The 23,625-nt window shown below is 72.6% G+C and carries 22 protein-coding genes and 1 pseudogene; 11 read left to right on the forward strand and 12 right to left on the reverse strand.

The window, feature by feature from the left end; translation table 11 throughout:
* Positions 1–130: 130 nt before the first annotated feature.
* The 6 genes and pseudogenes from ACFVXK_RS08740 to ACFVXK_RS08765 all read left to right on the forward strand — a co-directional run bounded on the left by ACFVXK_RS08740 (position 131) and on the right by ACFVXK_RS08765 (position 5,497).
* Positions 131–457 carry a plasmid stabilization protein gene (locus ACFVXK_RS08740; protein ID WP_389610793.1) on the forward strand — a complete coding sequence of 109 codons (327 nt, stop codon included), beginning with the start codon at positions 131–133 and terminating at the stop codon, positions 455–457.
* Between the two features lie 143 nt (positions 458–600).
* A pseudogene (locus tag ACFVXK_RS08745) lies at positions 601–1,086 on the forward strand (NAD(P)/FAD-dependent oxidoreductase); the annotation flags it as partial.
* An 88-nt stretch (positions 1,087–1,174) separates the two neighbouring features.
* The gene (locus tag ACFVXK_RS08750) at positions 1,175–2,431 is read left to right on the forward strand and encodes a cytochrome P450 (RefSeq protein WP_389610794.1); all 1,257 of its coding nucleotides are present in this window, start codon (positions 1,175–1,177) and stop codon (positions 2,429–2,431) included.
* A 556-nt stretch (positions 2,432–2,987) separates the two neighbouring features.
* Positions 2,988–3,638: a PLP-dependent aminotransferase family protein gene (locus ACFVXK_RS08755; protein ID WP_389610816.1), complete on the forward strand. Its 651-nt coding sequence runs from the start codon at positions 2,988–2,990 to the stop codon at positions 3,636–3,638.
* Positions 3,635–3,823 (forward strand): hypothetical protein, encoded by a 189-nt coding sequence (locus ACFVXK_RS08760; protein ID WP_389610795.1) that lies wholly within the window; start codon positions 3,635–3,637, stop codon positions 3,821–3,823. The genes ACFVXK_RS08755 and ACFVXK_RS08760 overlap by 4 nt, the downstream gene beginning before the upstream one ends.
* A gap of 303 nt (positions 3,824–4,126) precedes the next feature.
* On the forward strand, positions 4,127–5,497 hold the full coding sequence (locus ACFVXK_RS08765; RefSeq protein WP_389610796.1) for a hypothetical protein: 1,371 nt from the start codon (positions 4,127–4,129) through the stop codon (positions 5,495–5,497).
* A 281-nt stretch (positions 5,498–5,778) separates the two neighbouring features.
* On the opposite strand, the gene ACFVXK_RS08770 is transcribed toward ACFVXK_RS08765, so the two are convergent.
* Positions 5,779–6,972: a hypothetical protein gene (locus tag ACFVXK_RS08770; RefSeq protein ID WP_389610797.1), complete on the reverse strand. Its 1,194-nt coding sequence runs from the start codon at positions 6,970–6,972 to the stop codon at positions 5,779–5,781.
* 336 nt (positions 6,973–7,308) lie between these two features.
* On the opposite strand from ACFVXK_RS08770, the gene ACFVXK_RS08775 reads away from it, so the two are divergent.
* Positions 7,309–8,199 carry an SDR family NAD(P)-dependent oxidoreductase gene (locus tag ACFVXK_RS08775; RefSeq protein ID WP_389610798.1) on the forward strand — a complete coding sequence of 297 codons (891 nt, stop codon included), beginning with the start codon at positions 7,309–7,311 and terminating at the stop codon, positions 8,197–8,199.
* An 82-nt stretch (positions 8,200–8,281) separates the two neighbouring features.
* Positions 8,282–8,860 (forward strand): TetR/AcrR family transcriptional regulator, encoded by a 579-nt coding sequence (locus ACFVXK_RS08780; protein WP_389610799.1) that lies wholly within the window; start codon positions 8,282–8,284, stop codon positions 8,858–8,860.
* A gap of 291 nt (positions 8,861–9,151) precedes the next feature.
* On the opposite strand, the gene ACFVXK_RS08785 is transcribed toward ACFVXK_RS08780, so the two are convergent.
* Positions 9,152–10,057: an alpha/beta hydrolase family protein gene (locus tag ACFVXK_RS08785; protein WP_389610800.1), complete on the reverse strand. Its 906-nt coding sequence runs from the start codon at positions 10,055–10,057 to the stop codon at positions 9,152–9,154.
* Between the two features lie 159 nt (positions 10,058–10,216).
* Between ACFVXK_RS08785 and ACFVXK_RS08790 the strand changes: the two genes are divergently transcribed.
* Entirely contained in the window at positions 10,217–11,113 is an 897-nt protein-coding gene (locus tag ACFVXK_RS08790; RefSeq protein WP_389610801.1) for a helix-turn-helix domain-containing protein, read from the forward strand.
* A 252-nt stretch (positions 11,114–11,365) separates the two neighbouring features.
* On the opposite strand, the gene ACFVXK_RS08795 is transcribed toward ACFVXK_RS08790, so the two are convergent.
* Positions 11,366–12,235, reverse strand: coding sequence for a hypothetical protein (locus tag ACFVXK_RS08795; protein WP_389610802.1), 870 nt, complete (start codon positions 12,233–12,235; stop codon positions 11,366–11,368).
* Between the two features lie 341 nt (positions 12,236–12,576).
* Positions 12,577–13,464 (reverse strand): alpha/beta fold hydrolase, encoded by an 888-nt coding sequence (locus ACFVXK_RS08800; protein WP_389610803.1) that lies wholly within the window; start codon positions 13,462–13,464, stop codon positions 12,577–12,579.
* A 77-nt stretch (positions 13,465–13,541) separates the two neighbouring features.
* On the opposite strand from ACFVXK_RS08800, the gene ACFVXK_RS08805 reads away from it, so the two are divergent.
* Positions 13,542–14,204 (forward strand): TetR/AcrR family transcriptional regulator, encoded by a 663-nt coding sequence (locus ACFVXK_RS08805; RefSeq protein ID WP_389610804.1) that lies wholly within the window; start codon positions 13,542–13,544, stop codon positions 14,202–14,204.
* A gap of 181 nt (positions 14,205–14,385) precedes the next feature.
* Here ACFVXK_RS08805 and ACFVXK_RS08810 read toward each other — a convergent pair whose 3' ends face one another.
* Positions 14,386–15,420, reverse strand: a complete 1,035-nt coding sequence (locus ACFVXK_RS08810; protein WP_389610805.1) for a saccharopine dehydrogenase NADP-binding domain-containing protein — start codon at positions 15,418–15,420, stop codon at positions 14,386–14,388.
* 71 nt (positions 15,421–15,491) lie between these two features.
* On the opposite strand from ACFVXK_RS08810, the gene ACFVXK_RS08815 reads away from it, so the two are divergent.
* The gene (locus ACFVXK_RS08815; protein WP_389610806.1) at positions 15,492–16,442 is read left to right on the forward strand and encodes a helix-turn-helix domain-containing protein; all 951 of its coding nucleotides are present in this window, start codon (positions 15,492–15,494) and stop codon (positions 16,440–16,442) included.
* Positions 16,443–16,454: 12 nt separating this feature from the next.
* Here the strand turns inward: ACFVXK_RS08815 and ACFVXK_RS08820 are convergent, their stop codons facing one another.
* From ACFVXK_RS08820 to ACFVXK_RS08850, 7 genes are all read right to left on the reverse strand, one after another.
* A complete protein-coding gene (locus tag ACFVXK_RS08820; protein ID WP_389610807.1) occupies positions 16,455–17,132 on the reverse strand; it encodes an alpha/beta fold hydrolase in 678 nt (225 codons plus the stop codon).
* Positions 17,129–17,959 (reverse strand): DUF1295 domain-containing protein, encoded by an 831-nt coding sequence (locus ACFVXK_RS08825; RefSeq protein ID WP_389610808.1) that lies wholly within the window; start codon positions 17,957–17,959, stop codon positions 17,129–17,131. The genes ACFVXK_RS08820 and ACFVXK_RS08825 overlap by 4 nt, the downstream gene beginning before the upstream one ends.
* Positions 17,956–19,242, reverse strand: a complete 1,287-nt coding sequence (locus ACFVXK_RS08830; RefSeq protein WP_389610809.1) for a class I SAM-dependent methyltransferase — start codon at positions 19,240–19,242, stop codon at positions 17,956–17,958. The genes ACFVXK_RS08825 and ACFVXK_RS08830 overlap by 4 nt, the downstream gene beginning before the upstream one ends.
* On the reverse strand, positions 19,239–20,546 hold the full coding sequence (locus ACFVXK_RS08835) for a class I SAM-dependent methyltransferase (RefSeq protein ID WP_389610810.1): 1,308 nt from the start codon (positions 20,544–20,546) through the stop codon (positions 19,239–19,241). The genes ACFVXK_RS08830 and ACFVXK_RS08835 overlap by 4 nt, the downstream gene beginning before the upstream one ends.
* Entirely contained in the window at positions 20,543–21,331 is a 789-nt protein-coding gene (locus ACFVXK_RS08840; protein WP_389610811.1) for a DUF1365 domain-containing protein, read from the reverse strand. Before ACFVXK_RS08840 ends, ACFVXK_RS08835 begins: the two co-directional genes overlap by 4 nt.
* Positions 21,328–22,584 carry an NAD(P)/FAD-dependent oxidoreductase gene (locus ACFVXK_RS08845; RefSeq protein WP_389610812.1) on the reverse strand — a complete coding sequence of 419 codons (1,257 nt, stop codon included), beginning with the start codon at positions 22,582–22,584 and terminating at the stop codon, positions 21,328–21,330. The genes ACFVXK_RS08840 and ACFVXK_RS08845 overlap by 4 nt, the downstream gene beginning before the upstream one ends.
* A 292-nt stretch (positions 22,585–22,876) precedes the next feature.
* Positions 22,877–23,625, reverse strand: a 749-nt coding sequence (locus tag ACFVXK_RS08850) for an anti-sigma factor (RefSeq protein ID WP_389610813.1), incomplete at its 5' end; no start/stop codon positions are given.

A 23,625-nucleotide genomic window follows, 5' to 3' on the forward strand; every position in this document is an offset into this window, starting at 1 on the left:
CCCGCGCCGCGACGAACGGCGAAGCCCGACCTCCCGGGAAAAGCTGCGGGTCCGAATTGCGTGAGATGCAACGTTATCGGGGTACGCGCACCATGACCGTGACATCACACCGTCGATGAAGGGTTCCGTCATGCCCCGAGGTTCCAGCCCCAAGCGCGAGCGTCAGTACGAGCACATCAAGGAGTCGGGCGAGAAGCGCGGCATGTCGGAGGGCCGCGCCAAGGAGATGGCCTCCCGAACCGTGAACAAGGAACGCGCCCGTTCCGGGGAGAGCAGGACCGCGAGCAGCAGCTCCACCCAGGGCAAGTCCGCCTCGCAACGCGGCGGCGAGAAGTCCGGCGGCGGCAGCTCCTCCGCACGCACGAAGGACGACCTGTACCAGGAGGCGAAGAAGCGGGGCATCGAAGGCCGCTCCACGATGACCAAGCAGCAGCTCAAGAACGCCCTCGGCCGCTGACGCGGGACACCGCACGGCCGGGCCCTACCGCCCGGTGCGCCGTACATCCGCCTCTCCGGCAGCAGGAGTCCCGGTACCGACAGTGGGTGGTGGGCCCGTCCGCATCGAGACCGCTCGATCAGGGCCGGCCGGAGGTCGGATCCCGGCTCTGCTACGACTTCGCGACGTTCAAGGTCGGCTGGGCGCTGACCGGCCCGGTTCCGTGGACGGCGCCTCAAGCCACCGGAGCGGGGACAGTCCATGGGGCCGACGGTGTCGACGGGCGGACCCGGTTCGCCGCCCAGATCGCCATGGGGCAGGTCCCCGACGCACCGTTCGCCCTCTTCGGCCAGCTGACCACCGCGGACCCCACCCGCTCGCCGGCCGGCACGGAATCGGCGTGGGCCTACACCCGCCTCCCGCAGCACATCACCTCCGACTCCGGCCCCGACCGCATCACCGGCCGCTGGGACACCCCCGAACAGGAAGCCATGGCCGACCGGATCGAAGCGCAGGCGGAGCGCATCGCAGCCTCCGCGGCCGCCCACCCCGGCGGCGGCGTCCACGGCGCACCCGGAGCGAACGCCGCCCGGGCCGCCCTGCGCGCGCACGGCCTCCACGCCCTCCTCCACCGCGCCCAACGCGTTTGACGCAGATGGCACCGCACGACACGACCTCACACGAGTGACACCGGGCTGTGGCACGCGTGCCCTGGTCCGTGCCGGGTACGCGCGCTCCATGCCCTCCTTCAAGAAATCCGGCGCCGCCCAGTGGAACGACAGCACGCTCGCACTCCTGCTGCGCGGTTACGCGTGGCTACCCAACCGGATGCGTCACAGCATGGACGGCACCGTCCGAACCCGCTTGATGGGGCGGCCCGCGATCGCCCTGCGCGGCCCGGACGCGGTCTCCTTCTTCTACGACGAGCAACACGTCGTACGCACCGCGGCCCTGCCCGACCCGGTCCTGGACACCCTCTTCGGCCAGGGCGCCGTCCACACCCTGGACGGGGAGGCGCACCGGGTGCGCAAGGCGATGTTCATCTCCCTCCTCAAGGACGGCGCCGGCGTCGCCGCGCTGGGCGAGCACGTCACCCGGCAGTGGCGCGAAGCGATGGCCGGTGGGCAGCGAGACCGCGTGGTGCTCTTCGACGAGGCCGCCAGGGTCCTCACCTTCGCCGTCCGCGACTGGGCGGGCGTCCCCCTCTCCGACGCGGCCACCGCCGACCTGGCCCGCGACTGCACGTCCATGGTCGACGGCTTCGCCACCCCCGGCCCCCGCCACCTGCGCGCCCGCCGGGCGCGACGCCGCCAGGAAGACGCCCTCGCCGGCCTGATCACCGATGCACGCGATGCCCCGGAAGCGGACTCTCCGGGTTCGGCACTGGAGGCAGTGGCCCGGCACCGCGACCTGAACGGAACGCTCCTGGACCCCCGTACCGCCGCGGTCGAGCTGCTGAACATCATCCGGCCCACGGTCGCCATCGCCTTGTTCGCCACCTTCGCCGCCCATGCACTGCACCGATGGCCCCAGCACCGCGACCTCTTGCGGGCAGACACCGGGGGCTCATACGCCGAGGCGTTCGCCCACGAGGTACGGCGCTTCTACCCCTTCGCCCCCTTCGTGGCGGGCCTCGCAGCGCGGGACCTGACCTGGCACGGGGAACGCATGCCCAAAGGCGCCCTGGTCCTGCTCGACCTGTACGGCCAGAACCACGACCCGGCCCTGTGGGAGGACCCATACCGCTTCGACCCGCGCCGGTTCACCGCCCCTGAGGGGCCGCAGGACCCCCTGGACAACCTCATCCCCCAGGGCGGCGGGGACCCGGCACACGGACACCGCTGCCCCGGAGAGGACATCACCGTCACCGCACTCGCGGCCCTCGCGACGGAACTGGCGCAGCTCGACTACGAAGTCCCCGGCCAGGACCTCGGCATTCCCCTGTCCCGCATGCCCACCCTCCCCCGAAGCGGCTTCGAACTCCGCCTGAGGTGATCGGCCAGGGCCGGCACCGGCCAGCGCCGGGGGCCTGGCAGGGCCGTAGCGCCCTCGTTCCGCCCGTCGGTTCGCGCCTGCGGCCGGAACCATCTGCTCGGAAGGCACCGCTCGGCGGAGAGACCCGCCCGCGGTCAGGACGCTCTCGAGCTGGGGCGCGTCGTGCCAACCATGCGTTCCGGTTCCCTTCTCCGAAGACTGCGCCCTGGCTCGTCGCGCGGCAGTGCACGCAAAGCACGTTGCTGTGCGGGTGCGCCGACCACCGTCCACGGACTGGGCGCCTCCGGCACGACCGCGTCACCGTTGGACGCCACTGGCCCTTCGAGCCGGAGGCATCGACCCGGGAGGACCCACTCGATGCGTCGTGTAGCGTCCGCCGGTTCCACCAGCGGGCAGGCGCCTGTCGGCCGCTGCAGCGTCCCCGGCGAACTGCCGGGGGTCGACACGACCGACGGGCGGACTCAGGCGATGTGGCGGAGAAGACTGACGCGAAGCTCGCCGTCGAGGAGGTCGTCCAGCCGGGCTGCGAAGTCGTGTAGGTGAGCAGGTCCCGCACCTGGCTGTCGAGGATCCCGGCTGGCCCCGTATGCACCAGGTCGCGGCCGCCGCCGGCCTGCCCAGCGAGCCGGTCGCCGTGGACGCCGAGGGCCTCGACGTCGAGGCCCTGGATCGAACGGACGCCCGGGCGGTGTTGTGTGCGCCGGCCCATCAGTTCCCCACAGGCGCGGTCCTGTCCCCCGCACGGCGGAGGGCTGTGCTCGCCTGGGCCGCGCAGCGCTCCGCCGTCATCGTCGAAGACGACTACGACGCAGAGTTCCGCTACGACCGCAGACCCGTCGGTGCGCCGGCCAGCCTCGACCGCAACCTCGTGGTCTACCTGGGCTCGGTCAGCAAGACCCTGCATCCAGGACTGCGTCGGGGCTGGATGGTCCCACCGCCGGCGCTGCGCCCACCGCTGCTTGGCGCCCTCGACACCGCGGCCGCCGGCCCCAGCACACTGGACCAGCTCACCTTCGCCAGGCTCGCCGGCACCGGCGGCTACGACAAGCACCTACGCCGCGTACGCAAGACGTACAGGGCCCGCCGCGACGCCCTCGTGACTGCGCTGGGCAGCCATGCCGTCATCCGCGACTGCGGTCCGGGCCGCGGCATCGCCGCAGGCCTGCACCTGTTGGTCCCCCTGCCCCCGGACTCCACGACCACGTGATCGTCGAACACCTCGCAGACCGCGGCATCGCCACCGCCGCCCTCTCCGGATACACCACCCGGCGCCACCCGCCGGCCCTCGTCATCGGCTACGGCCGACTCGCCCCGAGCCGCGCGCAGTGGGCAGCCGAACAGATCGCGGAGGTCCTCCTCGACCAGCTACCGACTTCGGCGCTCGGGGGGTGACTGGCCAGTTCGTCCAGCGCGCCCATGAGTCTGCTGGGGAGGCGCACGGGGGCGTGGAGTCCGATGGGTCAGTGCCCCTTGGCGCCGTGCGCGCGCCAGGTGTCGTCGCCACCCGGACCCGATCAGCCCACATACCTTTCCCCTGTTGGCAGGGCCGCGCACATCATCGGTCGCGCGACACCCAAGCCGGCGCCGGCGCCGGGCGTACCCGGGCAGCCAGAACCGCCACCGGGCCGCGGCACCAACCGGCCGACGGCGGTCCCTGCGGTGACTCATCCGGCAGACGAGGGAAGGCGGCAGTACATGGCTTCGCACAGCAGCGAACCGAGGGTCGACGTCAGCACCGAACCGTGGACGGACGCGGAGGGCGCCGAGAAGGCGCAGGGCGGGGCGCCGGAACCGCTCCGGCAGGGAGTACTGTTCACGCCCACACTGCGGGGGGACACGGCCCGCAAGGTGAACAAGCCGAATACGGTGTGGCAGCTCACCGGTGCGTTCGCGTACGAGGGGGAGACGGCCACCGGCACCGCCGCCGTCTACTACGGCCTCGACGCCGACGGCACGCCCCACGAGGGCCTGGTCAATCCGATGATCTTCGCGGACGGGTTCAACTACGGCGAGAGCAGCCTCGACGACCTCTACTCCCACCTCGACGCCCCCTACAACGCCGACGGCAAGCGGCTGCTCAGCAGGCTGCTTGCCGCGGGCGTGGACGTCATCCTGCTGGGCTTCAAGGAGCGCCACACCCACATCCAGGCCAACGCAGCCGTCGCGGTCAGCGCCATCCGCAGGGCCATCACCGACCGGCAGCCGGGCGGCGCCCCCCTGATCGTGGGCGGCGTCAGCATGGGCGGACTCATCACCCGGTACGCGCTGGCCTGGATGGAAAACGAGGGCGAGGACCACGAGAGCCGCATCTACCTCTCCTACGACTCCCCGCACAACGGCGCCTGGATCCCGGTCGCACTTCAGCAGCTGGCGTACTTCTTCGAGTCCGTTCCCGACCCCTCCGGCAAGCCGAAGCAGGCCGAGCTGATCAGGAGCGCCGCCGCCCAACAGCTCCTGTGGGCCTGGGTTCCGAACGCCAAGGACTCCGGCGCCGTCGCGACCTGGAGCGAGAAGCGCGTCCGGTTCCTCCAGGACCTGAAGGACATCGGATGGTTCCCGTCCAAGCCGGGCCTGCGCAGGATCGGCGTCGCCAACGGCACCGGTGACGGCACCTCGGGCCCGCTGCTGCCCGACGAGCTGGTCTTCGACTGGAGGATCCCGGGAATCGCCCGCGCGGTACTGCGCACACAGCCGGCCTTCGGCCAGGACCAGGAAGTCGTACGGATGTCAGCCCTGATCCTCGGCTACCGTACGAGCCGAACCAGCGAGATCCCCCCGCTCGACGGCGCCCCCGGCGGCACCCTCAGCTCCTACGGCATGCTCGCCGACGCGCTCGGCGCCACGATCGACGAGCGCCACCGCTCCGGCTGCTTCGTGCCCTCGGTCAGCGCCGTCGCCCTGAAGTACGACCCCGTCACCTGGGACGTCGACCTCACCACCCCCCTCGACGACCTCCCCTCCGGCCGAAGCGAGCTGGACGCCTTCCACTGCGACGACACCAATTCCGAGCACAGCCTGGTGACCGAGAGCCTCGCCGAGTGGATCCTCGCCGAACTCATCGGCTGACCGCGTCGGCCACGAGTGGGGCCGCACCGAATACGACACAGACTGACCGACCCATCAGAGCTCCTGACCCCTCCAAGCCGGCCCGACAAAAGGACCGGGCCACCGTGACCGGGCCCCCGCGCATGCAGCGCGGGGGCCCTTCGCGTCCCTCAGAGAGGTCGATCGCCGTGTCGCCCGTTCCGGCCGGCCAGGGAATCAACGGGCCCGGCCGGCCTCCCGGCTGACGGGCCACGGGCTACGGACCACCGACGCGCTGCGGGTCGCAGGCTCGCAGCGTTCGGTCAGCTGCGGGTGATCCGGGCCCAGGTGAACGGCCCGAACGAGGTGTCGGTCGTGGGGTGGTGCGCGCCCGGGGTGACGGTCAGCTTGAGCCATTCCAACGGCACGGTGCTGCCGTGGACGACGATGCGGTGGAAGTTCGGCACGTCGTAGCCCGGGTGGCTGTTCCAGGCGTTGTAGGAGCAGACGCCCGCGTCGCCCGTGCAGGGTGCGTCCTGGCGCAGCGGGTCGTCCGAGCGGTAGACGTGCGAGTCGCCCACCAGCAGGAGCACCGGCTTGCCGAACGCGGCGGTGTGCGAGGCCAGGCCGGCGACGATCGGCTCGTAGTTCGTCACGTGTGCGGCGGTCTTCCCGTCCACGTCCCACATGTCGGCCTGGGTGCTGACCACGACGCTGGAGATGCCGCCGGTGTGGGCGAGGGCGAAGGCGGTGTCCAGCCAGCGCAGGTCGGCCGCGGTGCGCCGGGTGGCCTCGTCGAGCTGTTCCTGGGAGGCGGTCGGTGCCCCGTACCAGGGGTCGGCGTCGTTGTTGGAGCCGCCGGGCACGTTGATGGTGACGAACAGGGTGCCGTTCTTGACCCACAGCACGTTCTCCACGTACCGGGCGTCCTCGGGGTGGGCCCGGTTCGGCAGCTGTGCCTGGGACAGGACGCGCAGCGTGCCGCTGCCGAGCGTGCGGCCGGGGGTGGGGAAGAAGGTCCGGCGGACCAGGTCCAGGTTGGCGGCCGGGTTGCCGGAGGCGTAGCCGACGGGCTGACCGGTGGCCGGATCGAGGACCGGGTCTATCTTGCCGGTGGCCGTGTTGTACTTGCCGCCGCCCTCGCCGGGCTTGTGGCAGTCGGTCCACTCGTTGTCGCCGGGGGTGTAGACCAGCGGGTCGGCGAAGGTCTTCCACAGTGCGGCGATGGACTGGTCGTACGCGGCGGTGCAGTACTGCTTGCCGGAGTGGATGTCGCCGACGTGAATCACGGTACTGACGTCCGGGTCGGCATTGACGTCGGCGATGAACGCCGGCGTCGCCTCGAATTCGGACGTGTCGGTCGGCGACGCGCCGTAGGGGGCGTCGCCGTACACGGCGAGCGTGAACGGAGCGCGGGCGCCGTGCGAGGGTCCGATCTCGGCAGCCGTTGCGGGGGTGGCCGGCACCACGCCCATCGCGAGGGCGAGCGTTGCGGCCGCGTAGAACCTTCTGGTCATCCGGACTCCCTGTGTTCGCTGTGTTGCTGTGCCGGAGCAGTGTCCGGGTCGCGCGCACCGCGCCGGGAACGGCCAGGTGAACAGGAGTGCAAGAGAGCAGATGAAGTGAGATGCGTCCCCTGTGCGTGGCGCGCTCAAGCCGCCGGTGATGGCCGGGCACGTAGGACAGGAGTCGACCTGGCCCAGGCGTCCGCGTGTCTCCTGTCGGCGGGCGGGCTGCCGGTGCCGGTGCCGGTGCCGGTGCCGCCGAAGCCTCAACCGGATAGTCCATCCGAATACGTGCTACCGTCGGCTAAATGGATGACCTATCCGATTGACTGCCAGGGTGGAGGACGCATGAAGAAGACAGCAGTGGTCACGGCCGGAACGGGGGGCATCGGCCTGGAGACGGCGCTGGGGCTGGCCGCCGCCGGGTTCGCCGTCACGGTGATCGGGCGCGATGTCGATCGAGGAGCCGAGGCCGTCGAGCGGATCAACGCGACGGGCCCGGTCCACCCGGCCCGGTTCCTGTCCGCGGACCTCGCCTCGCTCGACCAGGTACGTGCGCTCGCCCGGACGATCGCCGCCGAACACTCCGCCTCGGGGGAACCGCTGACCGTGCTGGTCAACAACGTCGGGGCGATGTTCGCCGAGCGCCAGACCCGGGGCGGTGTCGAGGCGTCCTTCGTCGTCAACCACCTCTCGCCCTACCTGCTGACCGAACTGCTGCTGCCCACGCTCACGGCCGGCGCGCCGAGCAGGATCGTGAACGTGACGTCGGGCGCGGTCGCCGTGGCCAAGCGCGTGTTCGACGCCGTCGAGCCGCCGGGCGGCTACTACGGCTTCCACTGGTACGGTCGCGCCAAGCTCGCCAACCTGGCCTACACCCTGGACCTGGCAGGCCGGCTGGACGGCACCGGCGTCTCGGTCTTCGCCGCCGACCCCGGAGGGGCCGCGACCGACATGACCAACGGCACCATGGCCGACCCGAAGATCGTCTCGCCCGCCCTGCGACTGCTGTGGCCCCTGGTGCGCCGCACATTCGAACGCTCGACCTCCGGTCCGGCGTCCGCGGCAGCAAGGCCCTCCATCGCGGCCGCCACCGACGAGGCGCTGACGGGCCGAACCGGCGCCGTCATCGGCGCCCGGGCGCAGCCGGTCGCCCCGCACCGGGGGGCGGCCGACCCCCGCGTGGCCGAAGCGGTACGCCGACTCAGCGAACGGCACGCGCCGCTCGCCTCCGCCTGAGCGTCGTACGCGCGGCGCGGCGCTGCGGGTACCCGGCGGGCGGCGGAACCATCCGGATGAACCATCCGATTAACATGGCCTCATGACGACGCCCCTACGCAAGGACGCCGCCCGCAACTGGCAGCGGATCGTCTCCGTCGCCCGCGACCTGGTCGACGAGGGCACACCGCTGCAGCTCAACGACGTCGCACGGCGGGCCGGGCTCGGCGTCGGCACCGTCTACCGTCACTTCGCCACGCCCGAGGCGCTGCTGGAGACCGTCGCCGCGCCATGCCTGGAGGCCCTGGTGGACCACGGCCGGCAGGCGCTGGCCGACGCCGACCCCTGGCGCGGCCTGACGGGCTTCCTCTTCCACACCGTCGAGGCCCAGGTCACCGACGCCGCCCTGCCGCCCGTCGCCGCCGCGGCAACGGACGCCGTGCCGCGCACCACGGAACTCAAGGAGTCACTGGCGTCGGCCGGCGCCACCCTCCTCGCCCGGGCCCGCGATGCCGAGGTGGTCCGCCCCGACCTCGCCGCCGCCGACCTCGTCCCGCTCATGTGCGGCGTCGCCCACGCCGTGAGCGTCCACGGCGGCACCCCCGCCGACCGGGTCGACACCGCACACCGCTACCTCGCCGCCCTCCTCGAAGGCTTGCGCACGACACCACCGAGGGCATAGGCGACCGCCCCGGTGCCAGTTCCGGAGTACGCCGGCCGCCGTTGCGGTCCGCCCCGGAGTCGCCGCCGCACGGCGGGCCGGGACCACGTGGTCCGCCTCGGGTGGGTCCACCACGCCCAGGAGGTACGGATGGGTTCGGCGCCGCCTTGGGGGTTCGGGATGCGTCCGGATCGGCTGGCCGAGGGGGCACGGCTCGACCAGGCATCGGCGTCGGGGCCCGACTTCAGGATCCTCCCGTCGGCTGCCTGAGTGCGCATCGGGCAGTTCAGGCGGCCCGAGGGTGACATGGGTTCAGTTCACGTGCTTGTCGAACCACTCGACCAGCTGCTCGGGGTGCTCGGAGAAGTAGTTGTAGCCGTCCCAGCGCCGGGTGCTGCCCTCGATCCAGAACAGCTTCTTGTCGCCCACGGGGACGGCGTCGAAGATCGCCTGCACGTCGGAGGGCTTGGTCAGGGCGTCGTCACGCACCTGGGTGATGAAGGTGGGCACCTGGCAGTTCTCGGCGTACCCGATCGGCGACACCTCGTCGATGGTGAAGCTGAGGTTCAGTTCCACCTCCCGGTCCACGGCTTCGAACTGGTCCGCGATCCCCATCGCCTCGAGGTTGCGCTCGACCATCGCGCGCATCGAGATCGGCTGGATGGCGACCAGGGCGTGCACGGCCGCGAAGAGTTCCGGGTGCCGGGTCATCGCCATGAACGTGGCGTTGGCGCCCATGCAGCGGCTGAGCAGGCCCACCTTCATCGTGGCCGCGTCGGGGCGGGATCCGGCGTACCGCAGCGAGCCGGCCACGTCGCGGGACTCGAACCGGCCCCAGGTGAAGATGGAGCCGTTGGCGTCGCCGCTCTGGCCGTGGTTGCGTGCGTCGTAGGTCAGCACGTTGTAGCCGGCCTCATGCAGGTGCTGGTACTCCCGCATGTAGTTGACCTCGATGGTGTTGCCGGGGACGAACTGCCACGGGGGCAGGTGCGAGGGGAAGCCGTAGCGGTTCATGGGCATCGGGTGGTTGGCGATGATCAGCTTGTCCGAGCCCGGGCAGGGGATCCACCACGCTTCCAGCGGGGTGCCGTCCAGGGACGGGAACGTGACGTCCTCGTACGCCATCCCGTACTCGTCCGGCGTGTGCAGGATCGGCGCACGCACCGGGCTGCTGAGGCCCTTCGCCAGACCCTTGACCATCTCCGAAATATCCGCCATGACCATATCTCTTTCTGTTTCGTGGTGAGATCGTCTGGTATTTCCTTCGGCTATCAGAACGTAACTTTCGGGCTGGGGAGAAGCCACTGGCGAAAGGTGTACCGGCAGGGCACCCCTCCTTCCGGGATGGCTCCGAGATGTCGCCCTAACCTGGAAACCGTGGACAATGCAGCCGAGACCCGGGAGTTCCTGACCTCCCGCCGCGCCAGGATCAGCCCGCAGCAGGTGGGGCTGCCCGCCCATGGCCCCCGCCGGGTACCGGGACTGCGGCGCGCCGAGGTCGCGCAGCTCGCCGGGGTCAGCGTCGAGTACTACGCGCGGCTGGAGCGCGGCGACCTGTCCGGAGTGTCGGACCAGGTCCTCGACGCCCTCGCCCGGGCGCTGCGGCTTAGTGAGGACGACCGCACCCATCTGGAGGATCTTGCCCGGGCCGCCGGTCCGGGACGTCGACGCCGACGCCGGGCGGCCGCCGCCTCGGTACGGCCGAACCTGCGGCGTCTCCTGGACTCCATGGCCTGCCCGGCGTTCGTCCTGAACGGCCGTGGTGACGTCCTGGCCGCCAACAGCCTCGGCCGTGCCCTGTACTCCCCCATGATCGAAGCTGCCGGGGAAGCCACGCCCAACCACGGCCGGTTCATATTCCTGGACCCCCGCTCCCGCCGGTTCTGGGGCGACTGGGAAAGCGCCGCCGACAACCTGGTCGCTCTCCTGCACGCCCAGGCCGGCCGCGACCCCTACGACAAGGACCTCACCGACCTCATCGGTGAGCTGTCCACCCGCAGTGACGACTTCCGTACCCGCTGGGCCGGCCACGACGTCCGCCAGTACCACCAGGGCGCCAAAGCCATCCACCATCCCGTGGTCGGCACCCTTCACCTCGCCTACGAATCCCTCGACCTGCCCGCCGACGGCCTCATCCTGTTCGCCTACGGCGCCGAGCCGGGCAGCGACTCCGAAGACGCGCTGCGCATCCTGGCCGGCTGGGCCGCCGACCACGTCCAGCAGCCGGTGCCCGGCGAGACGCCCCCCGCGCCGCCGACCGGCCGTCACCCGTGACGGCGGAGCAGCGACCACCGGGAGGGGGCGGAGGAGGTGCTCGTCCTCCTGGGCGTGGTCGGCGGTCTGGAAGAAGCCGGGGTGACGTTGCGGCAGGAGGTCACCCCGCCGGGCTCATGGCCCGGGTCAACGGCACCATGGCCGATCGCCCTGTCCCCGGTTCGGCGCATGAGCGCCCTCGGAACCGCACGGGGGTCCGGCGCCTCGTTCACCGGACCCCCGGTCGGGGTACCGACCTCCGTGCCTGGCGGCTCAGGGGCGCCAGTCGGCTTCCAGGTCGTGGGAGCCGGTCTTGGTGAGCTGGGTCAGTGCGGTGCCGTCGGCCCGTACGAGGTAGAGGTGTTCGGGGTCCGCGTCGTCGGTGCCGCCTCTGGTGAAGACCAGAGTGTTGCCGTCCGGGGACCAGGAGGGGTACTTGTCGTTGGAACGCGCCGAGGTGACGCGGTGGAGTCCGGTGCCGTCGGGGCGGACGACGTAGAGATGGGCGAAGCCGGAGGCGTCCACGCGGCTGAAGGCGATCCGGCCGCCGTGCGATGCCCAGTCGGGCGTCCCGTCGTGGGAGCTGGGACCGGTGACCGCCGTCTGGGCGAGGGTGGACAGCCGGATCTTCATCAGCCTGCTGTTTCCGGCCGCATCCGCGCGGCTGAACGCCAGGTACTTGCCGTCCGGTGACCACGTCGGATGGAGGTCGTCCTCGGCGGTGTGGGTGAGCCTGATGGCGGCGGTGCCGTCGATGTCGGCCACGTAGATCTCGCGCTGGGTGCCGACCGGCTTGGCGTAGGCGAGCCGTTTTCCGTCCGGGGACCACGCCGGGTCGGAGGCACCCTTGGTGCCGGGAACGGCCTTCAGGTCGCTGCCCGTGGCGCTTATCGTCCAGATGCCGTCGATGGCGCCGCCGGCTCCATAGCGGACGAAGGCCACTCGTTTGCCGTCCGGGGACCAGCTGGGCATCACGTCACTGACGGCGGAGGTGTGGGTGAGTTTGACGGTCGTGCCACCGCCGGGAGAGATCGCGTAGAGGTCTTCCGTGGGCGCTGCGGCGGTGTAGCGGGCGAAAACGATCGGGTGGTCCCCCGCCGCCCCCGCGTCTCCCGCGGCACCGAGGGTCAGGGGCGCGGCCATGGCCATCACCGTGGCGGTCACCACCGCCCAGCGGCGCCGCCGTGTACGGGGGGAACTGTCCGCGCTGCGTACGCGGGTCCCGCCGATCCCCGGAGTCCTTCCTTCGGTTCTGCCTTTGCCGGTGCGGTGGTGATGGTGTCTCACGGTGTCCATCCGATCCCTCCCTACGGCCTGCTGCGGGCCGCTGCAGCCCGTAACGTCCCACCGATGGGGCTCGGGGGGAAGCGAGGGCAGCCGTCGGTGCGCGCCCTGTGACATCTTCCGTACACCGCTGTCACACTCTTCGGCCCACTCGATCCGGTCACCGCCGCTTGGCGTGGAACAACCGGGAGGTCGAGCCGCTAGCCGGCCCGGTCCGCGAGAGTGCGCAGCTCGTCCGCGTAGGTGGCCCACACCTCGCGAGCGAGGAAGTGGCCGAGGCCCGGCACCAGGCGCAGGCGTGCGCCGGGGACGGCGGCGGCGATGGCGCGCGCGGCCGAGGCGCGGAGCAGCGGGTCCTCCTCGCCGTGCAGCACCAGGGTCGGCACGGTGATCCGGGCGAGCGGTCCGCCGTACCACTTCGCACCGATCTGGCGGCTCTGCGCCTTCTGGTCGCGGAAGCTGGCGACCTGGTGGGCCGCCTCCCTGTCGACGAACTCGCTTACGTCGCTCTCGTCGAGGTGCTGCCCGGGTGCGGCCAGGAGACGGGCGACGGCCACGGCCAGGTCCAGGTTGCCCCGCGGGGTCTCGGGGTGGTGGAGCCGGGCGAAGCGGGGCAGGCGCGCCAGGCGGACGTGGCGCAGGACGGCCAAGCCCTTCGCGTCGCTGGGGACGGCCGAGGAGGTGGCAAGGCTCAGCACCCGCCGCGGATGGCGGATCGCGATGCGCTGGGCGATGAGCCCGCCCAGTGAGTGGCCGAAGAGGTGGGCACGCTGCCAGCCGAGGGCATCGAGAACGGCCACGGCGTCATCGGTGAGGTCCTCGGCGCTGTAGGCGGGAGCTGCCCGCTGCAGCAGGGCCTTGACCGGTAGGGTGGCGCGCCGGTCCGGCCCGCGGGCGGACTCGCCGGCGTCGCGCTGGTCGTAGGCCACCACGTGGAAGCCCCGTCCGACGAGTTCCGCCACCAGGCCGTCCGGCCACCAGAACCGTGTGGTGCCCAACCCCGTGATCAGCAGCAACGGGTCGCCGCCCGCACCGCCCAGGTCCTCGAAGGCGATCCGGATCCCGCCGTTGTGCGCGAAGCGCGTCATCGCCCCGCCTCTTTCGCGAACGCTGTTCGCGAACACCGTATGCAATAGGTAGGCTGACGGCAACACAGGAGGTGTCAGTGGCGGCCCAGCAGGAACCGGTGATCTGGATGCGGCCGGAGCAGGCGCCGGTCGGGCGCCCGGCCGAGCGCAGCCGCGCCGAGATCACCGCCGCTGCGGTGGAACTGGCCGACCGCGAAGGCCTGGAGGCCGTCTCGATGCGCCGCGTCGCCTCCGCCCTGGGCACCGGCGCCGCCTCGCTCTACCGCTACGTGGCCACGCGGGACGACCTGCTCGACCTGATGACCGACAGCACGGCGAGCGAGTACGACCTCCCCGCCCCCAGCGGCGACTGGCAGGCCGACCTCCTGCTCATCGCCCACCAGGCCCGGGACATCATGCGCCGCCACCCGTGGCTGCCCACCCTGGTCATGAGCCGCCCCGCCCTCGGCCCGCACGGAACCGACCTGCTCGAACACGTCCTGGCCGTCCTCGCCGACCACCCGGCCGACGCCGCCCGGAAACTGGAGGCGTTCGCGCTCCTGAGCGGCCTGACGGCACTCTTCGTCCACAACGAGACCGCTGCCGCGGGCGCCCAGCGCCACGCCGCCTACCTCCGTCACGTCGCTGCCGACGGCCACCACCCCCGCATCGCCGCCCTGCTGGCCACCTCCCCACCCCAAGGCCCCCACGACCGCTTCGACACCGTCCTCACCCGGGCCCTGAACGGCGTGCTGGCCTGACGCCACGACAGTCCGGGCCGCGCCCTGCAGCGCACCGAGCTCGCCGAGAACGACCACCCGCGCCGTCCGGTCCGCACCGGGCCGGACGTCGGGCTCGGGTTCGGCGCGGCGCCACCACCGCCGGGGCCGTGCCGGACGCCACGGCTCGAACCGGTGACACCGCCTGGCCTGGAAGGGCCGGTCAGCGCAGTGACCAGGTGATGTCGGCGACCGAGGAGAGGAAGTCCTCGGCGTCGAAGACCTCCCCCGGGGCGCGCATCCCGCCGGCCGTGCCACTCGGCAGCGTCCGGCCGGTGAGGATCCGGACGGCCGCCTCGGCGACGAGTGGGGCGGTCACCGCGTAGATGTCCCGGCCGGCCGCGGACGCGGTGCGGCGCTCGGCCCCGCGGGTGACCACGACGTCGATGAGCCACGACTGCGCGGAGCGGCCGTCGTCGGACGCGGCGGTGGGCGCCGGCGTGCGCGGGTCCCGGAGGTCGGCCAGCGGCGCCTCGTTCATGAACGCCCGGACCTCGGGGGCCTTCAGGTGGCGGGAGATGGTGATCTGGTCGGCCGTCCCGAGCGCACGCACGGGCTGCCTGCCCACCGGCGCCGCGAAGTCCCAGTCCGCCGGGACCTCCCGGCTGTCGTCGAAGGGCACCAGCCGACCGCCGCTCACCGTCACCCGCTTGCCCGCGCTGCGCGCTCCGGCTTTGCGGGTGCCGGGTGTCGGGTGCCAGCTGTCGAGTGCGAACGCCACCGAGATGTCGTCCGCAGCCGCCCAGTCGCCCATCGCCGCGGTGGCCAGGAGGTCCGGCAGACCTCCGAAGAAGCCCAGGGCGGGCAGGAACAGCAGACCGCTGTCCGCGAGCGGGTCCCGGTACGTCTCGAAGTCGTGGCGGGTGACCGGCTGCTCGCCGGTGATGTCGATGTAGTGGATGCCGGCGCGCAGCGCAGCCTGGATCAGCGGCCCGGTGGTGTCGCCGAACGGTCCTGCGGCGTTGACCACCAGCGCGGCGCCCGCCACCAGCGCGTCCAGGGATCCGGGTTCGTCGACGGTGGCGACATGGACACGGGCGTACGGGTGGGCTTCGGCCAGGGCGGCCATCCTGACCGGGTCGCGGCCCCCGAGGGTAAGCCCCACGCCACGCCGGTGGAACTCGTCGATGAGGAAGCGGGCTGTGTGGCCGTAGGCGCCGAAGATCGCGACGGTCTGCTGCGCTGGATCGATGTTCATGGCATCGAGCTTGGGGCCGGTCGGTCGCCCGCACGAGTGTCGGAAAGGACGCCACCCGTACACTTTCGGACATGACTTCGGTGGTGATGCCGGTGTACGACGGGGCGATGTTGTTCGAGGCGGCCATCGTCCTTGAGATCTTCGGCGCGGACCGCTCCCATCTCGCCCGGCCCTGGTACGAGTTCGCCGTCTGCGGACCGCAGGACGCCCGGCTCGGCGGACTGCTCCGCCTCGACACCCCGTACGGGCTGGACGTCCTCGCCCGGGCCGACACCGTGATCGTGCCGTCCTGCGACGACATCGAGGCCGACCCTCCCGGGGACCTGCTGGAGGCGCTGCGCGACGCCCACCGGCGCGGCGCCCGTATCGCGTCGCTGTGCACCGGCTCCTTCGTCCTCGCCGCCGCCGGACTGCTGGACGGGCGCGAGGCCGCCACTCACTGGCTGCACGCGGACCGGCTCGCGGAGCGCTACCCGCGCGTACGCGTCAACGCCGATGTCCTCTACACCCACGACGGGCAGATCCTCACCGCCGCGGGCAAGGCGGCCGCCCTCGACCTCAGCCTCCACCTGGTGCGCCTCGACCACGGCGCGGCCGTCGCCAACGCGCTCGCCCGGATCCTGGTCGTGCCTCCGCACCGCGCCGGCGGCCAGGCCCAGTACATCGCCGCGCCCGTCCCGGCCCGGAGCGGTGACGGGTTCACCGCCCTGCAGGAGTGGATCCTCGACCGGCTGCACGAGCCCCTGACCGTCCAGGACCTGGCCGCCCGCGCCGGAATGAGCACCCGCCACCTGACGCGGTCCTTCCACCGGAACACCGGCATCACCCCGCTGCGCTGGCTGCACGCTCAGCGCATCAGGCGCGCGCAGGAGCTCCTGGAGACCACCGACACACCCATCGAGCGGATCGCCGTGCATGCCGGCATGGGCACGGCGGCCACGTTGCGCCGGCACTTCAGCCGCGCGGTGGGAGTACCCCCGGACACCTACCGGCGCACCTTCCGCGGTACCGACGGCTCGTAACCCGTCCGTCCCTCACATCCGTCCGCGGCCGGGCGGCGGCGCGCGGCCGAGGACGGTGGCGGCGCAGGCCGTGGTGAGGCGGTGCCAGAGCCGGGCGTCGCGGATCATGGCGTGGTGGCCGTGGGGCATGCGAACACCCCGGACGCGGGCACCGGCCGCATGGGCGCGGGCGAGGTAGGTCCAGGTGTCGGTGGCGGAGGTGATCCGGTCGGCCTCGTCATGGAGGGCCATGATCGTGCGGTCGGCGAGGTGGGCGACGGGCTCGCCGGGCGGGCACCACGGGGCCAGGGCGACGACGCCCCGGACCTGCGGGTCGTCGGCGGCGCGCAGTGCTGCTCTGGCGCCCATGGAGTGCCCGACGAGTACCACGGGCAGCGGCCCGGCAGTGCTCCGCAGTTCTTCCAGGACGTGTCTGGTGTCCTGGACGGGGTCGGCTCGGTGTCCGTTCCAGCCGCGTACCCGGTAGCGGACGGAGGCGATGAGAACGTCCGCGAGCAGGGGGTCCCGGTTCAGCGCGCGGGCGACGAAGCGCATGCGCAGGCCGGGCAGGTTGAGCGGCGACGGTGGTGCGAGGGAGTCGGCGCGGCCGCCGTGCAGGACGAGGATCGCCGCGGACGCGGGCAGGAAGGGCGGCCGCGGCAGCTTGAGGGCGCGGTGGTGCCCTGCGCCGTCGCACGCGCGCCCTCTCACCTGGTGCCCGTCTGCCTGCCCGGGGCGGGCTTCTTCGGGGGCAGCGGCAGGAAGCCGCTGGTGCGTGCCGCGTAGGCGGCGTAGCCGCGGCGGTCGGCCATGTGCTTCTCCAGGAGGCGTTTGCCGCTGCCGACGGTCAGCAGCAGGGTCATGAGGACCGGGGAGAGGAGGACGGCGAGGGCCGGCTGCCAGGCGGTGCAGGCCAGCAGGTACAGCCCCCACCAGACGAGGCTGTCGCCGAAGTAGTTGGGGTGCCTCGTCCAGGCCCACAGGCCCTGGTCCATGATGCGTCCGCGGTGGGCGGGGTCCTGCTTGAAGCGCGCCAGCTGATGGTCGCCGACGGCCTCGAAGCCGATCCCGAGGGCCCAGACCGCGATCCCGCAGAGGGCCAGGACGTCCAGGGGCACGGAGCTGTAGGAGGCGGCCTGCACGGGCAGGGAGACCAGCCAGACCAGGGTTGCCTGCGCGAGGTAGACGGTGCGCAGGGCGTACCGGGTGCGGTTGCCGCGGGCCTTGTCCAGGAGGGCGGTGTAGCGCGGGTCCTCGCCGTGGCCGCGGGAGCGCCAGGCGATGTGCGCGGCCAGCCGCAGCCCCCAGACGGCGGTGGCCGCGCAGACGAGCAGCCGCCGCCAGTCGTCGCCGTGTCCGGCGGACAGCAGCCAGGTGGCGAGGGCGACGGCGGTGAAGGCGAGGCCCCAGGCGATGTCGACGATGCGGTGCAGCCCTCGGCGGACGGCCACGGCGAAGGTGGCGAGGAGCACCGCTCCCGCCGCGGCGGCGGTGAGGGCGAGGTTGAGGCCGAGGGCGCCCCAGTCGGTGCCGGTCATGCCGGGCTCGCGGCGGCGTACCAGGTGGCGGGGGTGGCCGGCATGGCGGCGCCGCCCTCACGGGTGGGGCGTACGGCGAGGATCTGGTCGACGCCCATACGGCGTTCCGCGAAGGCCAGCGAGGCCCCCGCCAGGTACAGGCGCCAGACCCGCCCCGTGGTCTCCCCCACCAGGGCGCGGACCTCGTCCCAGCGGTCGTCGAGGGTGGCGCGCCAGGCGTCGATGGTGGTGGTGTAGTGCTCGCGCAGGGACTCGGTGGAGCGGACCTCCAGTCCGGCGCCCTCCAGCAGGTCGACGGTCCGGCCGACGGGGCGCATGTGCATGTCGGGGGCGATGTACGTCTCGATGAAGGCGCCTCCGCCGGGGGCGTGCGGGCCGCGGGACATCTGCTGGATCAGCAGCCGGCCCTCGGGGCGCAGTGCGTCGTGGAGCTTCGTGGTGAAGGCGGGGTATGCGGCGTCGCCGACGTGTTCGCCCATCTCGATCGCGGCGGCCGCGTCGTAGCCGCCGCCGTCGATGTGCCGCCAGTGCAGCAGCCGGACGTCGACGAGGTCGGCCACGCCCTCGCGTGCGGCCCGTTCGGTGACGAAGTCGCGCTGCGCCCGGGAGAGGGTGACGGCGGTGACGCGTGCCTTGTGCTCGCGGGCGGCGTGGACGGTGAGGGAGCCCCAGCCGCAGCCGACGTCGAGCAGTCGGTCCCCGGCACGCAGGCCGAGTTTGCGGCAGACCAGTTCGAGTTTGTCCCGCTGGGCGTCGGCGAGGGTGTACGCGGGGTCGTCGGGCCGGGTCCAGTAGGCGCAGGAGTACGCCATCGACTCGTCCAGGAGGAGGGCGTAGAACGCGTTGGACAGGTCGTAGTGGTGGCTGATCGCGGCCCGGTCCCGGGAGGCGCTGTGCAGCGGGCCGCTCAGCCGGGCCCGCCCGTCGGGGCGGCGCGGCGGCGGACCGGCGGCGCCGAGGCGTAGGGCCAGTGCGGCGGCCGCCGCCATGCCCGCGGGCCGGGGGCGGGCCGGGGGGCGGTCGCGGACGGTCCGGGCGGCCTGGGAGAGGGCGCGGGCGAGGTCGCCTTCGACGTCGAGGTCGCCGGTGACGTACGCCTCGGCGAGGCCGAGTTCGCCGGGTTGCCACAGCAGACGGCGCAGCGCTCGCGGTGAGCGGAGGGTGACGAGGGGGGCGTCGGCGGGGCCTGTCCGGCTGCCGTCCCAGGCGCGGACGCGTACGGGGAGGGGGCCGGGGAGGAAGTGGCCGAGGAGCTGGGCGAGTCGGTCGGCGGCGGGCCTCACGGTCGGGTCCCTTCGGTGAGGAGGAGCTGGCGCACGTCGAGGTAGCCGGAGCGGAATCCGGCTTCGGAGTAGGCGAGGTAGAACTCCCACATGCGCTGGAAGACGGTGTCGAAGCCGAGGGCGGTGACGGCGGGGCGGTTGGCGGTGAACCGTTCCCGCCACAGGCGCAGGGTTTCGGCGTAGTGGGCGCCGTAGCCATCGTCGGCGGCGGTGTGCAGACCAGCGGCGGCGGAGTGCCGGGCGATGGCCTCGCGGGAGGGGATCAGGCCGCCGGGGAAGACGTACTTGCTGATGAAGGTGTGGGTGGCGGCGGTGTGCAGCATCTGCTGGTGGCCCATGGTGATGGACTGCAGGGCGATGCGGCCGCCGGGGGCGAGGGCGCGGCGCAGCGCGGTGAAGTAGGAGGGCCAGTACTCGGCGCCGACCGCTTCGATCATCTCGACGCTGATCACGGCGTCGTGGCGGCCCTCGGCGTCGCGGTAGTCGCGCAGCTGGACGTCTACCCGGTCGGCGAGTCCGGCGGCGGCGATGCGTTCGCGGGCCAGGGCGGCCTGTTCGGCGGAGAGGGTCAAGGTGGTGACGTGGGCTCCGCGGGCGGCGGCCCGCAGGGCGAGTTCGCCCCAGCCGGTGCCGATCTCCAGCAGCCGCGTGCCGTCGCCCACGCGGGCGAGGTCCAGGAGGCGGTCGATCTTGCGGTGCTGGGCGGGTGCCAGCGTCTCGAACCGGGCCGGGAGGTCGGTGAAGACGGCGGAAGAGTAGGTGAGGGTGGGGTCGAGGAACGCGGAGAACAGGTCGTTGGACAGGTCGTAGTGACGCTGGATGTTGTCGCGGGCCCCGGCGCGGGTGTTGCGGTCGGCGGACGGGCGGCGCGAGACCCACATGCCGCGCAGGCGGCGCAGGGGTGCGGGGACGAGTTCGTCGACGTGCTCGGCGAGGACGGTCAGTGCGCCGGCCAGGTCGTCGCTGTCCCATTCACCGGCCATGTAGGACTCGCCGAAGCCGATCAGGCCGTCGCGGCCGATGCGCCGGTGGAAGGCATCGGGGTCGTGGAGGGTCAGCGCGGGTCCGGTCGTCCGGCCCGGCCTCGTGAGAGCCAGCCGTTCCAGGGCACGGCCGACCAGGTGTCGTGCCAAGGCGGTCCGGACGAGGCCGGCGGGCGGCGGTCCGGCCAGGTCCGGCCAGCGGGCGGGATCGACTTCAGGGCGCCCGGCGGTGTGCGGGGCGGGGGCCTGCCGCGAAGGGGGCTGGTGCTGTGGTGGGATGGCAAGACTGCGGCCGTGGGAGGTGGTGGCGGGATGGGTCACGGCTGCTTGCCTTCCTGCGGGGCGGACCGGGGGCGGGGATGGAGGGGCAGACCGCGCAGCAGCAGGTGGATGCCGTGGCGGCGGATGCCGGCCCAGACGGCGGCGGTCGACCAGGGTCTGAGGAGGGCGGCGGACAGCAGGGCGGGCACGGTGGCGGGCCGGCGGCGGCCGCGGACCACGGCGGTGAACGCGCGACCCTCGCCGTTCTCCAGGTGCACGGTCAGCGCCAGCCGTTCGCCGGGCAGCGGCAGCCGCATCCGGTAGCGGCCCTCGACCGCGAAGAACGGCGAGACGTAGAACTCCTTGTCCGCCTCCGCCTCTCCGGAGCTGTCCGGGCGCAGCAGGTAGCAGTGGCGCTGCCCGTAGGTGTTGTGGACCTCGGCCACGACACACGCCAGGGCGCCGGAGCGGTCGTGGCACCAGAACACGCTGAGCGGGTTGAAGGCGAACCCGAACACCCGAGCGTGCGCCAGCATCATCACGCGCCCGCCGTCCAGGTCGATGCCGCGGCCGGAGAGGAAGGCGTCGAGTCCGGCGCGGATGGAGTCCACGCCGCCGAAGTGGTCGCGCGCGTCGAACCGGGCGAGCGCGCGCAGCGGGCGGGGCAAGACCGGCAGCCGGTCGAGGTCCACGCACCACAGGTAGGTGCGGTGCCGGAAGGAGTGCCGCAGTGGTGTGGTGCGGGCGTGTGCGATGACGCACGGGTAGAGCGCCGCGGCCAGCGTCCCTGCGGCTGCCGGTTCGGCGGTCGCCGTGCGTGCGGTGGTTCCTGCGGTCCCGGTCACCAGCTCACCCCCAGGGATCGGGCGGCCTGGGCGCCGGAGCGGCAGCCGTCCTCGTGGAAGCCCCAGCCGTGCCAGGCCCCCGCGTAGGCGGTCACGCCCGTGTTGAGGCGGGGCAGTTCCCGCTGCGCGGCGACGGAGGCGGGGGTGTAGACCGGGTGCTCGTAGACCATCCGCTCCACCACGCGGTCCGGGGCGATGCCTTCCTCACCGCCGAGGGTGACGACATGGTCCGCGCCGTCGGGCAGGTGCTGGAGGCGCCGCATGTCGTAGCTGACGCGGACGGGCTGCGCCGAGGGGTCGCAGTCGCTCATGCGGTAGTTCCAGGAGGCGCGGGCGCGCGGCGAGCGCGGCAGGATCCGGGTGTCGGTGTGGAGCACGGTGGGGTTGAGTGAGTAGGTGAAGGCCCCCAGGAGCCGCCGCTCGTCCTCGGTGGGGTCGGCGAGCATCCGCAGCGCCTGGTCGGGGTGCGTGGCGATCACCACGGCGTCGTGGGAGTCCGTGCCCTCCCCGGTCGTGACGCTCACACCCCGGCCGGTGCGCCGGACCGCGTCGACCGGGCTTGAGGTGTGGACGCGCTGCACGTGCTTGGCCGCGGCGGCGACGTACGCGGCCGAACCGCCGGTGACGGTCTTCCACTGCGGGGAGCCCGTCACGGACAGCAGGCCGTGGTGTTCGAGGAAGGCGAAGAGGTGGGCGGCCGGATGGGACAGGGCCGTGCGGGCCGGACAGGACCAGACGGCGGAAACCAGCGGCAGGGCGAAATGAGCCACGAAGTGCGGGGAGAACCCGCCCTCCCGCAAGAAGTCTCCGAACGTGGTTCGCGGGTCCGCGCCACGGGCCAAGAGCCGGCGGGCGCGCCGGTGGAAGACCGGGACCTCGGCCAGCAGCCGCAGGTGGCGGCCTCGCAGGGTGGGTCCCGAGGCGAAGAGTCCCGTCAGCCCTCGGGCCCCCGCGTACTCCAGGCCGCAGCCGTCGCACCGCACCGACATGCTCATCTCCGCGTCCTGCGTGCCGATCCCGAGTTCCCGGAACAGGCGTAGCAGGGTGGGGTAGGTGCGCTCGTTGTGCACGATGAAGCCCGAGTCCACGGCGACGGCGCGGCCGTCGGGGCCGGCCGTCTCATGGGTGTGGGCGTGGCCGCCGAGCCGGTCGTCCGCCTCGTACAGGGTGACCTCGCACGAGGACGCCAGCACGTAGGCGGCGGTCAGGCCCGCCACCCCCGCGCCGACCACCGCCACTTTCCGATGATCCACCACACTGCTCCCGCCACTCGACACGCCGCCCTTCAGCTGCGTTTCACCCGTACTTCGCAGCCGAGCGGCGGCCGGATTGGTGACGACTCACGGCAGCCGTCGGGGGGAGGAGGTGGCGGGTGGGCCAGGTCAGGTGGTGAGGCGGGCCGGCTGTGCGTTCAGGGCGGTGGCGGGCGGGTAGGTGGGGCCGACCGCACTGATGTGCCTCCGGTGCGGACGGCTGTCGCCGTCCATGGGACCTCGGTTCGTCGTCTTGTGGGGGCGCCCGGAGCTCGGGGACGCCGGGATGGTGTCAGGCGGGGAGCGCCATCAGGAGCAGCGGGCTGGTGGTGGGCTGCGGGGATCCGCCGGCGGGTTCGAGGGTGAGGCCGACCGCGCCCGCGCCGGCGGGGTCGCCGGTGAGGATGACGGTGCCGTCGTGGTCGATCAGCCCGGCGGGGCGCATGGTGCCTGCGTGGTCGAGCCACAGCTGGTAGGTCTTGCCCGGGCCGGCGGCGGGGAGGTTGGCGGCGGTGAAGACGGCCTTGTTCTGCCGGTCGGAGGCAACCACCGTGGTCAGGGCTCCGTTGGCAGCTCGTCCGTGGACGGTACGCGCGTCGGGGGCGGCCAGGACGGCGCTGACCGTGTCGAGTTGCCGCTGGGCCTGGCGGGCCTCTGCCTTGACTTCCTGCATGGTCTGGGACTGCCATACGGCGATGCCGCCGAGCGTGGCGGCGGCCACGGTGGCGGCCAGGGCCAGGGGCACGGCCCGGCGGCGCAGGATGGCGCCGAGGGCGGGCGCTGCGGCGTGGGTGGGGACGCGCGGCGGTAGTTGGCGTACGCCGTTGATGGCGGCCATGACCTGCGCCTTGGCCGCAGCGGGCGGTGGCTGGGAGGCGGCTGCGGCCAGGCGGGCGGCGGTGGCTTCGAACTCGGCGGCTTCCTGGCGGCAGGCCTCGCAGGATTGGAGGTGGGCGTCGAAGGCCAGGCGTTCAGCGGGTTCGAGTGCGCCCAGGGCGTAGGCGGCGGCAAGGGTGTGGGCGTCGGTGGCGTGGTGTTTCA

Source organism: Streptomyces sp. NPDC058157 (assembly GCF_042884105.1).
In the GTDB taxonomy this organism is placed as follows: domain Bacteria; phylum Actinomycetota; class Actinomycetes; order Streptomycetales; family Streptomycetaceae; genus Streptomyces.

Excerpts from the sequence above, each read along its gene's own strand:
- ACFVXK_RS08765 (WP_389610796.1), top strand. The coding sequence starts at position 4,127 with ATGGCTTCGCACAGCAGCGAACCGAGGGTCGACGTCAGCACCGAACCG.
- ACFVXK_RS08810 (WP_389610805.1), bottom strand. The coding sequence starts at position 15,420 with ATGAACATCGATCCAGCGCAGCAGACCGTCGCGATCTTCGGCGCCTAC.
- ACFVXK_RS08750 (WP_389610794.1), top strand. The coding sequence starts at position 1,175 with ATGCCCTCCTTCAAGAAATCCGGCGCCGCCCAGTGGAACGACAGCACG.
- ACFVXK_RS08770 (WP_389610797.1), bottom strand. The coding sequence starts at position 6,972 with ATGACCAGAAGGTTCTACGCGGCCGCAACGCTCGCCCTCGCGATGGGC.
- ACFVXK_RS08785 (WP_389610800.1), bottom strand. The coding sequence starts at position 10,057 with ATGGCGGATATTTCGGAGATGGTCAAGGGTCTGGCGAAGGGCCTCAGC.
- ACFVXK_RS08800 (WP_389610803.1), bottom strand. The coding sequence starts at position 13,464 with ATGACGCGCTTCGCGCACAACGGCGGGATCCGGATCGCCTTCGAGGAC.
- ACFVXK_RS08795 (WP_389610802.1), bottom strand. The coding sequence starts at position 12,235 with ATGGCCGCGCCCCTGACCCTCGGTGCCGCGGGAGACGCGGGGGCGGCG.
- ACFVXK_RS08740 (WP_389610793.1), top strand. The coding sequence starts at position 131 with ATGCCCCGAGGTTCCAGCCCCAAGCGCGAGCGTCAGTACGAGCACATC.
- ACFVXK_RS08775 (WP_389610798.1), top strand. The coding sequence starts at position 7,309 with ATGAAGAAGACAGCAGTGGTCACGGCCGGAACGGGGGGCATCGGCCTG.
- ACFVXK_RS08780 (WP_389610799.1), top strand. The coding sequence starts at position 8,282 with ATGACGACGCCCCTACGCAAGGACGCCGCCCGCAACTGGCAGCGGATC.
- ACFVXK_RS08815 (WP_389610806.1), top strand. The coding sequence starts at position 15,492 with ATGACTTCGGTGGTGATGCCGGTGTACGACGGGGCGATGTTGTTCGAG.
- ACFVXK_RS08825 (WP_389610808.1), bottom strand. The coding sequence starts at position 17,959 with ATGACCGGCACCGACTGGGGCGCCCTCGGCCTCAACCTCGCCCTCACC.